Annotated in this window: 16 protein-coding genes, 1 pseudogene and 1 riboswitch; of the genes and pseudogenes, 3 read left to right on the forward strand and 14 right to left on the reverse strand. The window is 71.2% G+C overall.

Features of this window, described 5'->3' with window-relative positions:
- Positions 1-106 precede the first annotated feature (106 nt).
- Positions 107-1,234, forward strand: coding sequence for an 8-amino-7-oxononanoate synthase (locus tag HZZ00_RS12040; protein ID WP_180332173.1), 1,128 nt, complete (start codon positions 107-109; stop codon positions 1,232-1,234).
- A 39-nt stretch (positions 1,235-1,273) separates the two neighbouring features.
- Here HZZ00_RS12040 and HZZ00_RS12045 read toward each other — a convergent pair whose 3' ends face one another.
- Complete coding sequence (locus HZZ00_RS12045; RefSeq protein ID WP_071828719.1) at positions 1,274-1,498, reverse strand: DUF397 domain-containing protein; 225 nt, start codon at positions 1,496-1,498, stop codon at positions 1,274-1,276.
- A gap of 10 nt (positions 1,499-1,508) precedes the next feature.
- Entirely contained in the window at positions 1,509-2,369 is an 861-nt protein-coding gene (locus tag HZZ00_RS12050; RefSeq protein WP_070028177.1) for a helix-turn-helix transcriptional regulator, read from the reverse strand.
- Between the two features lie 213 nt (positions 2,370-2,582).
- On the opposite strand from HZZ00_RS12050, the gene HZZ00_RS12055 reads away from it, so the two are divergent.
- Positions 2,583-3,053 (forward strand): ATP-binding protein, encoded by a 471-nt coding sequence (locus HZZ00_RS12055; protein ID WP_180332174.1) that lies wholly within the window; start codon positions 2,583-2,585, stop codon positions 3,051-3,053.
- 118 nt (positions 3,054-3,171) lie between these two features.
- On the opposite strand, the gene HZZ00_RS12060 is transcribed toward HZZ00_RS12055, so the two are convergent.
- From HZZ00_RS12060 to HZZ00_RS12070, 3 genes are all read right to left on the reverse strand, one after another.
- Positions 3,172-3,645 carry a C40 family peptidase gene (locus HZZ00_RS12060; RefSeq protein ID WP_070028173.1) on the reverse strand — a complete coding sequence of 158 codons (474 nt, stop codon included), beginning with the start codon at positions 3,643-3,645 and terminating at the stop codon, positions 3,172-3,174.
- Positions 3,646-3,648: 3 nt separating this feature from the next.
- Positions 3,649-3,880, reverse strand: a riboswitch (cyclic di-AMP (ydaO/yuaA leader).
- A gap of 341 nt (positions 3,881-4,221) precedes the next feature.
- Positions 4,222-4,530, reverse strand: a complete 309-nt coding sequence (locus HZZ00_RS12065; RefSeq protein WP_070028172.1) for a hypothetical protein — start codon at positions 4,528-4,530, stop codon at positions 4,222-4,224.
- Between the two features lie 7 nt (positions 4,531-4,537).
- A complete protein-coding gene (locus HZZ00_RS12070) occupies positions 4,538-5,167 on the reverse strand; it encodes an ATP-dependent Clp protease proteolytic subunit (protein ID WP_180332175.1) in 630 nt (209 codons plus the stop codon).
- 85 nt (positions 5,168-5,252) lie between these two features.
- Here HZZ00_RS12070 and HZZ00_RS12075 point away from each other — a divergent pair, with 85 nt between their 5' ends.
- Entirely contained in the window at positions 5,253-5,540 is a 288-nt protein-coding gene (locus HZZ00_RS12075; RefSeq protein ID WP_180332176.1) for a type II toxin-antitoxin system Phd/YefM family antitoxin, read from the forward strand.
- 56 nt (positions 5,541-5,596) lie between these two features.
- Here the strand turns inward: HZZ00_RS12075 and HZZ00_RS12080 are convergent.
- The 9 genes and pseudogenes from HZZ00_RS12080 to HZZ00_RS12120 all read right to left on the reverse strand — a co-directional run.
- A pseudogene (locus tag HZZ00_RS12080) lies at positions 5,597-6,313 on the reverse strand (lysophospholipid acyltransferase family protein); the annotation flags it as partial.
- Positions 6,314-6,419: 106 nt separating this feature from the next.
- Positions 6,420-7,064, reverse strand: a complete 645-nt coding sequence (locus tag HZZ00_RS12085; RefSeq protein ID WP_180332177.1) for an isoprenylcysteine carboxylmethyltransferase family protein — start codon at positions 7,062-7,064, stop codon at positions 6,420-6,422.
- A gap of 137 nt (positions 7,065-7,201) precedes the next feature.
- On the reverse strand, positions 7,202-8,419 hold the full coding sequence (gene rocD / locus HZZ00_RS12090) for an ornithine--oxo-acid transaminase (protein ID WP_180332178.1): 1,218 nt from the start codon (positions 8,417-8,419) through the stop codon (positions 7,202-7,204).
- Complete coding sequence (gene ddaH / locus HZZ00_RS12095) at positions 8,419-9,228, reverse strand: dimethylargininase (protein ID WP_180332179.1); 810 nt, start codon at positions 9,226-9,228, stop codon at positions 8,419-8,421. The genes rocD and ddaH overlap by 1 nt, the downstream gene beginning before the upstream one ends.
- 256 nt (positions 9,229-9,484) lie before the next feature.
- The gene (locus HZZ00_RS12100) at positions 9,485-9,970 is read right to left on the reverse strand and encodes an Lrp/AsnC family transcriptional regulator (protein WP_070028160.1); all 486 of its coding nucleotides are present in this window, start codon (positions 9,968-9,970) and stop codon (positions 9,485-9,487) included.
- A 35-nt stretch (positions 9,971-10,005) separates the two neighbouring features.
- On the reverse strand, positions 10,006-10,161 hold the full coding sequence (locus HZZ00_RS12105) for a hypothetical protein (RefSeq protein WP_180332180.1): 156 nt from the start codon (positions 10,159-10,161) through the stop codon (positions 10,006-10,008).
- Between the two features lie 117 nt (positions 10,162-10,278).
- Positions 10,279-11,229 (reverse strand): cytochrome c oxidase assembly protein, encoded by a 951-nt coding sequence (locus HZZ00_RS12110; protein ID WP_180333474.1) that lies wholly within the window; start codon positions 11,227-11,229, stop codon positions 10,279-10,281.
- A gap of 319 nt (positions 11,230-11,548) precedes the next feature.
- On the reverse strand, positions 11,549-12,574 hold the full coding sequence (locus HZZ00_RS12115) for a 6-phosphofructokinase (RefSeq protein WP_180332181.1): 1,026 nt from the start codon (positions 12,572-12,574) through the stop codon (positions 11,549-11,551).
- A 225-nt stretch (positions 12,575-12,799) separates the two neighbouring features.
- A complete protein-coding gene (locus HZZ00_RS12120; protein ID WP_070028154.1) occupies positions 12,800-13,528 on the reverse strand; it encodes a type 1 glutamine amidotransferase in 729 nt (242 codons plus the stop codon).
- Positions 13,529-13,539 lie beyond the last annotated feature (11 nt).

Consider the following 13,539-nt stretch of genomic DNA (forward strand, 5'->3'; position numbering starts at 1 on the left):
GAGTTTGCACAACGAAGACGCTTCACCGTGTGGGTATCGCCACACGGTGGACGACGGCCCGGGCCGCTAGGGTCTGTCCGCTACCTACAAAACGACCGGAGGACTCATGGCGTTCGGCTGGATCGAGGAGCAGGCGCGGGCGCGCCGCGACGCCGGACTCGTACGGCGCCTCAGCCCGCGCCCCGCCGAGTCACCGCTGCTCGATCTGGCGAGCAACGACTACCTGGGCCTGGCCCGCCACCCCGAGGTCACCGAGGGCGCGGCCCGGGCCGCCCGTACCTGGGGCGGCGGCGCCACCGGCTCCCGGCTGGTCACGGGCACCACCGCGCTCCACGCCGAGCTGGAGCGCGAACTGGCCGCCTTCTGCGGCTTCGAGGCCGCCCTGGTCTTCTCCTCCGGCTACGCCGCCAACCTGGCCGCGGTCACCGCGCTCGGCCCGCACGGCTCCCTCGTCGTCTCCGACGCGGGCAACCACGCCTCGCTGATCGACGGCTGCCGGCTCGCCCGGGGCGAGGTCCAGGTCGTCGGGCACGCCGACCCGCAGGCGGTGCGCAAGGCCCTGGCCACGCACGGGGGAGCGGCCATCGTCGTCTCCGACACCGTGTTCTCGGTCGACGGGGACCGGGCGCCGCTGGCCGAGCTGGCCGAGGCGTGCCGGGAACGCGGCGCGGGACTCGTCGTGGACGACGCCCACGGTCTCGGTGTCCTGGGCGAGGGCGGGCGCGGCTCGGCGCACGCGGCCGGGCTCGCGGGCGCCCCGGACGTGGTGGTCACGGCCACCCTGTCCAAGTCGCTGGGCAGCCAGGGCGGCGTGGTGCTGGGTCCCGCGCGGGTGATCGACCATCTGGTCAACGCGGCCCGGACGTTCATCTTCGACACCGGACTGGCCCCGGCGGCGGCCGGTGCGGCCCTCGCGGCCCTGCGGCTGCTCGCCCGCGAGCCCGAACGGGCGGCGCGGGCCCGCGCGGTGGCGGGTGAGCTGTACACGAGGCTGACCACCGCGGGCCTGGAGGCGGTGCGTCCGGACGCCGCGGTGGTCTCCGTGCGGGCTCCGTCCCCGGAGCAGGCGGTGCGCTGGGCGGCCGACTGCCGTACGGCCGGCCTGGCCGTGGGCTGTTTCCGACCTCCCTCCGTGCCCGACGGCATCTCACGGCTGAGGCTGACCGCGCGTGCGGATCTCTCCGGCGCGCAGATCGCGCATGCGGTCGGGGTCGTCGGCGAAACGCGACCATGAGTCGGCGGAGCACGGCCGTGCCTCGCACCTGACCGGGTCTCAGCGCAGCGCGGCCACGAAACCGGCCCAGCTGGGGGCGGAGAAGAGCAGCGCGGGACCCGCGGGGTCCTTCGAGTCGCGCACGGCGAGCAGTCCGGACCAGGGGCCGGAGCGCGGCCGGGCCGTCTCCACGCAGTTGTTGGCTCCGGTGCTGTAGCTGCTGCGCAGCCAGCGCACGTCGTACAGGTCGGTACTGGCAGGGACGTTCCGAGGCAATGCTGACAATGGTGCCTCCTTACGCGCCGTCACCTATCCCGGCGATGTAGGCGAGCGAATCGTGGGGGGAAAGAGCGTGTTCCTGGAGGGTCTGGAAGGCCTCCGAGTACGCCCGGAGGTCTTCTTTCCGTTCCAGGTAGAGGCTACTCGTCAATTGGTCTAGAACAACCACATCGAGATCAGAAGTGCTCGGAAATGAGAAAATAACGAAAGGGCCGGTGAGGCCGACATGCGCTCCCGCCCCGAACGGAAGTACCTGTAGCCGTACTTGCGGCAGCAGCGCGGCCTCCATCAGCCGCTCCAGCTGCCGCGCCATCACCTCGGGGCCGCCCACCTCGCGCCGCAGCACCGCCTCGTCCAGGACCGCGCACAGCTCCAGCGGGGGGTTCGAGCGCAGCACGTCCTGCCGGGCCAGCCGCACCTCCACCAGCGCGTCCAGGCGCTCCTCGTCCAGGTCCTTGACGGCTGCCCGGGTCACCGCGCGGGCGTACTCGGCCGTCTGGAGCAGGCCGGGCACCACCGTGGTCTCCAGCGTGCGCATCGCGCGGGCCTGCGACTCCAGGCTGATGAAGTCCCGGTAGGTGGGCGGCAGCACCCCGCGGTAGGCGTGCCACCAGCGGTCGCGGTCGCCGTCGTTCTCGGAGCCCGCCAGCATCAGCAGCAGCTCGCGCAGCTGGGCGTCCCGCACGGCGTAGGCGTCCAGCAGCAAGCGCAGATCGGCCGGTTTCACGCCACTGGAACCCGTCTCGATACGGCTCACCTTCGACTGGTGCCAGCCGACCAGCCGGGCGGCCTCCCCACTGGTGAGCCCCGCGCCCGTGCGCAGCGTGCGCAGTTCGGCACCCAATTTGCGACGGCGCACTGCCGGCCCGTTCTGCATGGGCTCCTCCTTACTCCTTCCGGGCCGCCCGAATACGGTCTCCCGTCGCAGAGTTCACCGCATCGAGCGACAGATATATGCATATCTTGGTGGATCGCTCCCCGTGACCGGCCCGGTGGTGGCAGTCTGGCGAGGAAGCACCAGTCCGGGACCGTACTCGAACCATCCGCTCCATGTCGGACTTCGGTCCCGTGGGAAAGGGACGACGTCGCCATGGCAGACCATCTGGAAGCATCCGTCATTCTGCCGAGCGAACCCGCCTCGGTCGCCGCCGCCCGCTCCTACGTGGTCGGCACGCTGGCGGAGTGGGGCCTGCCGTCGGACACCGAGGCGGCCGACACCGTGCGGCTCATCGTCTCCGAGCTCGCCACCAACGCCGTGCAGCACACCTTCGGGCAGTCCCCCACCTTCACCGTCGACATCGCGCTGGACCGCGACGAACGGCTCCGCATCGGTGTCACGGACAGTCACCCGCGCTTCCCCAAGCGGCTGCCCGCGGCCGTGCAGCAGGACAACGGCCGGGGCATGGTGATCATCCGCTGGCTCACCGCGGAGTGCGGCGGCAGGCTCCGGGTCCGGCCCACCCGGGAGGGCGGCAAGACGGTCTCCATCGAACTGCCCTGGACCGTCCCCGTCGCGCCGGTGCCGACGGCGGGTCGGCCGGACCCGCGGCCAAGGTCGTGAAACGTTCATCCAACGGGCGAGGGGCCCGTCCCGGTCCACCCGGGGGCTGGAGGCGGTGCCGGAGGAGAACACGGGGAGCGGCCCGGTGGCTGGAGACGCTCCCGTGGGCGCACGGGGGTCAGTTGACCCGGCCGTACCAGACGCTCTTGGACCAGATCTTCTCCAGCCGCACCACCGCACCGGTCTTCGGCGCATGCCAGATCTTGCCGTGACCGGCGTAGATGCCGACGTGGTAGACGTTCCGGCCGGAATGGAAGAACACCAGGTCACCGGCCCGGCGGCTGGAGGCGGAGATGTGGTGGGTCTTGTTGTACTGCTGGGCGGCGGTCCGCGGCAGCTTCTTGCCGGCCTTCTTGAACGAGTAGAGCGTCAGCCCCGAGCAGTCGAACCGGCGCGGTCCCGTGGCGCCCCACTGGTACGGGGCGCCCTTCTTGGACGCCGCGATCTGCAGCGCCTTCGTCGCCATGGTCGCGGCCGAGGCGTCGGAGGACATCCCCGGTACCGCGATCGAGCCGCCCACGGCGGCCAGGGTGAGGGCCGAGGCCGTACCGGCCCGGGCCATCAGCGACGGGACACGATTGAGCGCAGTCATGCGCAACCCTTCGTCAGCCGCCTGTGAAGGATGACCTGTCGGATTCGGGCTGGCGAAGTAGCCCGGCCGCGTTGCCGCGGCTTCACCCCAAGGGTCGGCCCGGAGCGTGTGCCCGTCCGTTCTCACGGACGGCCAGCCGCTACGGCGACCCGCCTTGCCTGGGTCCTCCACTCCTGCCGATCCACTCCTGTCGACCGGTCATCCGGGCGGCGGCAGGACTCGGCGTCCGCCCGGATCGCCCCGCCGCGGTGGCGGGGTCTTGTCGTCAGACAGGGATCTTCACCCACAGCTGTCCGAAAATCCCAACGGAACCGGGGATTTGTGGCGTTACTCACCACTCGCCCGTTCGGGTGGAAGCTGCTCTGTTCGATAGCTCGTCAGTTCCCGTACGTAGCCCCGGACCTGGGAAAAGATGATCGTGCAGCACGGCACGGCAGGGTCGTGGCGCAACTCGGAAGCGCCGGAAACGGTCCCGGATATACACCGGTCGGCGGTACATCGTTCGGGCCGTTTCGCGCGGGGGCCCGGCCGGGCGCGCAGACGCGCGGCACCGGCCGGGCCCGATGGCCGTCCGGATCAGTTCGAGGCCTGTGGCGGGAGCGCGACGCGCGCGGCCCGGCGCTCGCCGTCCAGCACCCGGAGGGCTCGTGCCAGCGTGCCGCCGTGCAGCTCCCGCTCGCCCCGCCGGTGCATCAGATCCAGCGCGTCGCGCAGTTCCTCCGCCTTGCGCACCAGCGCCTGCGCGGCGCGCAGCCCGCGATACGTGTCCCCGTCGCGCGCCGGGTTGATCCTGCCCAGCTGGTCGACCACGTCCAGGTAGCGGTCCACCAGCTCGCCTTCCGCACGCGTCAGCGCGGGCAGCGGCGGCAACTCCTCGGGCAGCACGGCCCGTTCACCGCTCGCCGGGGAGGTCGCGGCGACTCGGGACCACCCCGTCCACCAGGCCGTACGACAGTGCGCCCGGCGCGTCCAGCATGAGGTCACGCTCCAGGTCCTGATGGACCTGCTCCTCGCTGCGGCCGGTGTGGCGGACCAGGATCCCCTCCATGAGGGCGCGCATCCGGGACAGCTCCTCCGCCTGGATCACCAGGTCGCTCGGCTGGCCCTGCGCCGGCTCGGGGAGCGCGGGCTGTGAGAGGACCACGCGGGCGCCCGGCAGGGTGAACCGCTTGCCCGGGGTTCCCCCGGCGAGCAGTAGGGCACCGACCGAGGCGGCCTGGCCCAGGCAGTAGGTCTGCACCTCGCAGGTGACGTACTGCATCGTGTCGTAGACCGCCGTCATCGCGTGGAACGAGCCGCCCGGGCAGTTCAGGTAGAGCGTGATGTCCCGCTCCGGGGCCAGGTGTTCGAGGTGCATGAACTGGGTGATCACATCGCTCGCCGCCGCCTCGTCCAGGGGCGTCCCGATGAAGACGACCCGGCTCTCGAACAGCTTCGAGTACGGATCGAGCCTGCGCTCCCCGAAACCGGTGGTGCGTTCGGTGAACTCGGGCAGGACATAACGGGCAGACGGTCGGAACATCTGGGCACACCCCTCCTCGCGGCAGAGCCGGGCTCCCGGCTTCTGTACAGAATGTACATTACGTACGCGTGGGTATCATGGGGGCATGGCCTACGAGATTCCGGTGACCCAAGCCAGGGCTGAGCTCGCCGACCTGATCAACCGGGTGGTCTACGGCGGCGAGCGCGTCGTCGTCACCCGGCACGGCAAGCCGCTGGTCGCGCTGGTCTCGGCCGCCGACCTGGAGCGCCTTGACGCTCTCGACGGCGCGGAGGAGCCGGGCGAGGAAGAGGTGACCAGCACGGTGTCCCGCGTCCGTGACGTCCCGTCCGCCCCGCGCGAACAACAGCGTTTTGGTATCGCGGCCGAATACCGGGGCCCGGGCGTGTCCTGAGCGCCACCCGCGCCGCGCGCGACGGGCGGGCCCGGCGTCCTCGCGGTGTCAGCCGAGGGGGCCCGGGGGAACCTGCGCTCCCTCTCGCCCCGTTCCCCGGCCTGCCGGCTCTTGACGATCGCCGCGTACTGGTCGACGTACTCCTGCTCGGACAGGGTCAGGATGGCGTACATGATCTCGTCGGTGACGGCCCGCAGCACGGCCTTCTGGTCCTCCATCCCGGCGAACCGGGAGAACTCCAGCGGCTTGCCGAAGCGGATCGTGACGGGCCGGATCCGCGGGATCAGCCTGCCGGGCGGCTGCGCCTCGAAGGTGCCGATCATCGCGCAGGGCACCACCGGGACGCCCGCCGTCAGCGCCATCACGGCGACCCCGACCTTGCCCTTGTACAGCCGTCCGTCGTGCGAGCGCGTGCCCTCCGGGTAGATGCCGAGCAGTTCCCCCTTGCGCAGCACCCCGAGGCCCTCGCGGACCGCGGCCTGCCCCGCCTCCCTGCTCGAACGGTCCACCGGGATCTGCCCGGCGCTGCGGAAGAAGAACGCGGTGAGCCGGCCCTTGATCCCCGGCCCGGTGAAGTACTCCGCCTTGGCGAGGAAGGTGATGCGTCTCTTCAGGATCGCCGGCATCAGGAAGTGGTCGGAGAACGAGAGGTGGTTGCCGGCGACGATCGCCGCTCCCGTCGCCGGCACGTTCTCCAGGCCCTCGATCCGGGGCCGGAAGAGCAGTCTGAGCAGGGGACCCAGCAGCACGTACTTCAGGAGGCAGTAGAACAAGGTGCCGCTCCTCACTCCGGCGGCCCGGTTCGGCCGCGAGGACAGCGTGCTGCCACCGGTCCCGGGCGGCAACCGCACCGGGGAGCTTGGCGCGATCGTTGCCCCGCTACGGCCGGCCGCCGTCGGCGCCGTCCGGGTACGTCCGGACGGCGGGACGTATACCCGGCAGGAGCGCCGGCACGCGCAGCCGATAGGCGTCGTAGGCGGCCCCGAACTCGCGCGCCATCATCGCGTCCTCGACCCGGACCCGGCGCAGCAGCCAGGGGACCGCCACGATCAGACAGGCGATCCACACGCCGAAGCCGCAGGCCAGCATCCCGCCGGTGATCAGGCCGAGCATGCCGGTGTAGATGGGGTGGCGGACCAGCCGGTACGGGCCGTCCGTGCGCAGTTCGTGGTGGTGCCGGACGGTGGGGACGCTCGCCCACATCGTGCCCAGCACCCAGCGGGCCCAGAGCAGCAGGGCCGTGGAGACGACGACCAGCAGCGCGCCGGGCAGGGCCAGTTCGGGCCGCCAGAAGCGGAGGCCGTCCCAGAACCTCCCCGTGAGCCGTATCAGCCCGGCGAACACCACCACGCCCGCGGTCAGCGCCGTCCGGCGCCGCAGGGCCGGCCGCCACGCGCGCAGCGGGCCGCGGAAGCCGGCGCGGCTCCGGATGCCGAAGTAGGCGGCACCGAGGAGCCACGCCGCGAGGAAGACCAGGACGCAGACACCGGTGAGGGCGGCGAGTGCCGGACGCAGCGCATTCATGTCTCACAGGCTGCGCCCCGCACCCCACCCGTCACCAGCACCCACGGGTCGATGGAGACCTCTCCACCCGGAGAGGGAGAAGCCCCGATCGAACCCCGAGGGGAGCGTTCCCGGCCGCGGGACGGAACCCGGCCCGGTCAGCCGAGCACCCGCTCCAGTGTCGCCAGTGCCGAGCCCAGTTCGTCGGCGGTGATGGTCAGCGGGGGTGCCAGGCGGATGGTGGAGCCGTGGGTGTCCTTGACCAGGATGCCCTCCCGCATCAGGCGTTCGCTGATCTCCCGCCCCGTGCCGATCGCCGGGTCGATGTCGACGCCCGCCCACAGGCCGCGGGAGCGGAAGCCGAGCACGCCCTTGCCCACCAGCTCGGTCAGCCCGTCCCGCAGGACCGCGCCCAGCTCGGCGGCGCGCCGCTGGAACTCGCCGGTCTCCAGCAGTTCGACCACCGCCGTGCCGACCGCCGCCGCGAGCGGGTTGCCGCCGAAGGTCGAGCCGTGCTCGCCCGGGCGCAGCACCCCCATCACCTCGCGCCGGGCCACCACCGCGGACACCGGCACGATGCCGCCGCCGAGCGCCTTGCCGAGCAGCAGCACGTCCGGCACCACGTCCTCGTGCTCGACGGCGAGGGTGCGGCCCGTGCGGCCGAGGCCGGACTGGATCTCGTCCGCGACGAACAGGCACCCCTCGCGCCGGGTCAGCTCGCGCACGCCCGCGAGGTAACCGTCGTCCGGGACGATCACCCCGGCCTCGCCCTGCACGGGCTCGATCAGCACCGCCGCCGTCGTGTCGTCGACCGCCGCCTCCAGTGCCGCCAGGTCGTTGTACGGCACGACCTTGAAGCCCGGAGTGAACGGCCCGAAGCCCGAGCGGGCCGTCTCGTCGGTGGAGAAGCTGACGATCGTGGTCGTACGGCCGTGGAAGTTGTCCGCCGCGACCACGATTGTCGCCCGGTCGGCCGGCACGCCCTTGACGTCGTAGGCCCACTTGCGGGCCAGCTTGATGCCGCTCTCCACGGCCTCCGCGCCGGTGTTCATCGGCAGCACCATGTCCAGGCCGGTCAGCGCCGCGAGCCGTTCGGCGAACTCCGCGAGCCGGTCGTTGTGGAACGCGCGGGAGGTGAGCGTGAGCAGGTCGAGCTGGCGGTGGGCGGCCTCGATCAGCGCCGGGTGCCGGTGGCCGAAGTTGAGCGCCGAGTACCCGGCCAGCATGTCCAGGTAGCGGCGGCCCTCGACGTCCTCCACCCAACTGCCCTCGGCCCGGGCCACGACCACCGGCAGCGGGTGGTAGTTGTGCGCCAGGACCGGCTCCTCCGCACGGATCAGGTCGTCGGACGTACGGGTGCGCGCGGGTGCGGTCATCAGCGGATCTCCTGGGTGCAGCACTTGATGCCACCGCCGGCCTTGTGGAACTCCGACAGGTCGACGGGGACGGGAACGTAACCACGGTCGGCGAGGCGCTCGCACAGCACCTCGGCCTGGGGGGCGATGAACACGTGCCGGCCGTCGGACACCGAGTTCAGGCCCCAGGCGAGCGCGTCCTCGCGGGTGGCCAACACCGCGTCCGGGAACAGGCGCCGCAGCACCTCGCGGCTGCCCGGCGAGAACGCCTCGGGGTAGTAGCAGACATTGGCGTCGTCCAGCACGAACAGCGCCGTGTCCAGATGGTAGAAGTACGGGTCCACCAGAGTCAGGCCGATCACCGGGTGCCCCAGGAACTCCTGGGCCTCACGGTGCGCCTCGCGGGTGGTGCGGAACCCGGTCCCGGCCAGGATGTACCGGCCCGTCCACACCAGGTCGCCCTCGCCCTCGGACACCGCCTCGGGGCGGTACACGTCGTAGCCCGCCGCCTTGAACCAGGTGTCGTAGTGCACCGACTCGGGGCGTCGCTGCGGCGCGTGGAACAGCGAGCCGAAGACCCGGCCCTCGACCACGCACGCCGCGTTGGCCGAGAACACCATGTCCGGCAGGCCCGGCACCGGCTCCAGGGAGTCGACGGTGTGGCCGTGGGCGCGGTAGGTGCGGATCAGCTCCTGCCACTGGCCCTGCGCGAGGTCGACGTCAACCGGCCGGTCGGGGTTCATCCAGGGGTTGATCGTGTACTGCACCGCGAAGTGCCTGGGTTCACAGACAAGGAAGCGCCGAGGGCGCGATTCACGGCTTTCGGACACAGAGGGTTCCCTCCGGTTTCCGTCTGTCACTGATGGGTGACACCAAGGTAGGAACGAAGCCGGACGCGCGACAAGCGAAGAAAGCTGCGCGGATGTGCAGCGTTCCTGCGTAGTGCGCGTCCTTCACGCAGGCTTTTTGCGCATACTTCTGATCATCCGCCGACGGCCGTCCGTATCCCGTTTCCGGGTCCTTTCCCGGGGCCTCCGTGCGCCCTCCGCACGCCCCTTTCCGGGCCGTCGGCGAGCCGTCCGCAGGTCATTCAGGGGCCGCCTGGGTGGCCCCCGCCTCCGGGCTGTCGGGGAGCAGATGGGAGAGCACCATCACGCTGATCGTCTTCCGGATGAACGGCTCGGTGCGGATCCGCTCCAGCACCTCCTCGAAGTGCTCCACGTCTCGCGCCCGCACGTGCAGCAGCGCGTCGGCGCCGCCGGTCACCGTCATGGCCGCCGTGATCTCCGGATGGTTGCGGACGACCTCCGCGAGGCGCCGGGGCGGGGCCGCGCCCTCGCAGTAGACCTCGACGTACGCCTCGGTGCGCCAGCCGAGCGCCGAGGGCCGCACCGTTGCCGTGAACCCGGTGATCACCCCGGTCTCGCGCAGCCGGTCCACGCGCCGCTTGACCGCCGTCGCGGAGAGCCCGATCGCCGCGCCGATCTCGGCGAAGCTGGTCCTCGCGTTCGCCATCAGGGCGGTGGTGATCTTGCGGTCGAGATCGTCGAAGGACGGCGTCCTGCTGTTCATGCGGGCACTGTAACCAGCCGGGACTCGCGACACGGCTACGGCTGGGTGACGGCCATGGCGAGGGTCAGCAACCCCAGCACCACCCAGCCGAACCAGAGCCAGCCGTCGCCGCCGAGCGCGACCGTGTACGCGGTCACGGCGACGAGCGCGCCGGCCGTGAGCGCGCCCATCGTCTTGGTGGAACCGGGCATCGCGGCACCCCCCTCATGGTCCGTCCCGACCATGGTGCCCCGGCCGCCGCCCGTAGGGGATACCCCCGACCAGGTCCCCGGGTTTCCCCGGAACCCGGTCCCGGGGGAACCCGGAACTCAGCCCTGGCGTGTGCTCAGCGAGGCCAGGTAGGCGTTGTACGCCTCCAGCTCCTTGTCGCCGTCCCGGTCCGCCTGCCGGTCCTTGCGCTTGGCCTGCCGCTGCTCGGAGCCGTACCACTGGAACAGCAGCGCGATCAGCACCAGCACGGAGGGGACCTCGCTGAAGGCCCAGGCGATGCCGCCGGCCGAGCTCTGGTCGGAGAGGGCGTCGATGCCGAGCGAGGCGGGCGGGTGCAGGAACGTCGTCACCATCGGGGTCGACGCCATCATCAGCGCGATGCCGAAGAACGCGTGGAACGGCATGCCCGCGAACAGCTCCAGCATCCGCATCAGGTGGCCCGGCCGGTGCGGACCCGGGTCCACGCCGATGATCGGCCAGAAGAAGACGACACCGACCGCGAGGAAGTGCACCATCATCGCGATGTGCCCGGTCCTCGACCCCATCAGGAAGTCGAACAGCGGGGTGAAGTAGAGCACGTACAGGCTCGCGATGAACATCGGGATGGTGAACAGCGGGTGGGTGATGATCCGCATGTACCGGCTGTGCAGCAGCATCAGCAGCAGCTCGCGCGGGCCCGTGCGGCCCCGGCCCGCGGTCGGCAGCGCGCGCAGCGCCAGCGTGACCGGGGCGCCGAGCAGGATCAGGATCGGCGACAGCATGCTGATGACCATGTGCTGCACCATGTGCACGCTGAACATGACCATCCCGTAGTCGTTCAGCCTGGTGCACATCACCAGCATGATCGTCAGCACACCGGTGACGAACGAGACCGTCCGGGCCATGGACCACGTGTCGCCGCGCCGGCGCAGCCGTACGACCCCCCACCCGTACAGGGCCAGCCCGAGCAGGCAGGTCACCAGGAAGAACGGTTCGGCCGACCACTGGAGCCCCCGCCCGAGCGTGAACGGTGGCATGTCCATCATCATGCCGTGTCCGCTGTGATCCATGTGACCCATGTGATCCATGCGGCGGCTCCTGATTCGTGGGAGTTGTGCGATTCTGTCCGCTCACAAGAGTAGAGCCGCCCCCGGTCATGCCGATGACCGGGGGCGGGTAGTTCACGGCCGGACCAACGGCCGGGCGCACGGGTGTCACGCGGCCGGGCTAGGGCCTCTCGTCTGGATCATGCCGGGCTCGCGGGGTCTGGCACGCACATCTGCGGCGTTGTCGTCGGTCGCCAACGCTCCGCGTTGACTCCCTCCTCCGCCTTGCATCTGCACGCACCAGACCCCGCTCCCTGATCCGGCCTGATCCAAACGAAAGACCCTAGAGGACGCACTCCGCCTCGTCGTACCGCTCCGCCGGAACCGTCTTCAGGGTCTCCACGGCCTCCGCCAGCGACACCATCACGATCTCCGTGCCGCGCAGGGCCGTCATCATCCCGAACTCGCCCCGGTGCACCGCCTCCACCGCGTGCCAGCCGAAGCGGGTGGCCAGCACCCGGTCGTAGGCGGTCGGGGTGCCGCCGCGCTGCACATGCCCGAGGATGACCGGCCGCGCCTCCTTGCCGAGCCGCTGTTCCAGCTCGACGGAGAGCTGGCGGGCGATGCCGGCGAAGCGCTCGTGGCCGTAGACGTCCTTGCCGCCCTCGTCGAAGTCCATGGAGCCGGCGCGGGGCTTGGCGCCCTCGGCGGCGACCACGATGGCGAAGCGCTTGCCCGCCGCGAACCGGTCGCCGACCTTCCGGGTCAACTCGTCGATGTCGAAGGGCCGTTCCGGTACGACGACGGCGTGGGCGCCGGCCGCCATGCCGGAGTGCAGGGCGATCCAGCCGGTGTGCCGGCCCATGACCTCCACGATCAGGACCCGCTGGTGGGACTCGGCGGTGGTCTTCAGCCGGTCCAGCGCCTCGGTCGCCACGGTCACGGCGGTGTCGAAGCCGAAGGTGACATCGGTGACAGCGATGTCATTGTCGATCGTCTTCGGTACGCCCACGATGGGCAGCCCGCTGTCCGAGAGCAGCCGGGCCGCTTTCAGGGTGCCCTCGCCGCCGATCGGGATGATCGCGTCGAGACCGAGATCCGCCACGTGTCCCTTGGCCCGCTCGACCCCGTCGCGCAGGTGCTCCGGGCGGACCCGGGAGGAGCCGAGGATGGTGCCGCCGCGCGCCAGGATGCCACCCACGGCGTCCAGGTCGAGCTTCACGGAGTCGCACTCCAGCAGGCCCTTCCAGCCGTCCCGGAAACCGATGACCTCGTCGCCGTGGTCGGCGACGGCACGGTGCACGACGGACCGGATGACGGCGTTCAGGCCGGGGCAGTCGCCGCCGGACGTGAGGACACCAATGCGCATAGCCCGAATTACCTTCTCGAACGTGGGCCGGGAGACCGGACCACGTTGTCCGGCGGATTCCCGATCACCCTACCGGCGTGAGGGGGTGGCTCCGTAGCGGGCGTCCGCCTGCTGGACGCGCCCGCCCAGATGAGCGGACGAGCCGTCAGTCGGGCCCGTCACAAGCCTGCCGGAAACCGCTGAGAAGGTCCTGACGCGCGGCTCTTGGGAGCCACGCGCCGGTGCCTACGCGGGCTGCTGCGCGGCCGCGATGCGCTCCTCGCGCAGCGCGTCGTACCAGCGGTCGTCGATCGGCGGCAGCGCGTTGACGTCGAGCGCCAGCTTCAGCAGGAGATCGGCGATCAGCGGGTTGCGGGCGAGGACCGGCCCGTGCATGTACGTGCCGAAGACGGTCCCGTTGTAGGCGCCCTCCGTGCCGTCCCCGGTGCCGTTGCCCCGGCCGATCTTGGTCCGGGCGAACGGGCGGGCCGTGGGGCCGAGATGGGTGACGCCCTGGTGGTTCTCGAAGCCGGTCAGCGGGGGCAGTCCGAGCTGCGGGTCGATGTCCGCGAGCACGTCGCCGACGCACCGCTCGCCCTCGCCGCGCACCGAGACCACGTCGAGCAGCCCGAGGCCCGGCTCGCGCTGGCCGAGGTCGTTGATGAACTCGTGGCCGAGGATCTGGTAGCCGGCGCACACCGAGAAGACGATGGCACCGTTCTGCACCGCCCGCTGGAGGTGCCCGTCGCGGCGCAGCCGCTCGGCCGCGAGCCGCTGCGGACGGTCCTCGCCGCCGCCGATCAGGTAGATGTCGCCGGAGGTCGGGATCGGCTGGTCGCTGCGCACGTCCAGCCGGGCCACGTCCAGGCCGCGCTGCCGGGCCCGGCGTTCCACGACGAGGGCGTTGCCCTGGTCGCCGTAGGTGCTCAGCAGGTCCGGGTAGATCCACACCAGCCGCAGTTGGTTGTCGCTCATGAGGTGATCGC

Origin of the sequence: Streptomyces sp. NEAU-sy36 (genome assembly GCF_013423905.1) — a bacterium.
In the GTDB taxonomy this organism is placed as follows: domain Bacteria; phylum Actinomycetota; class Actinomycetes; order Streptomycetales; family Streptomycetaceae; genus Streptomyces; species Streptomyces misionensis.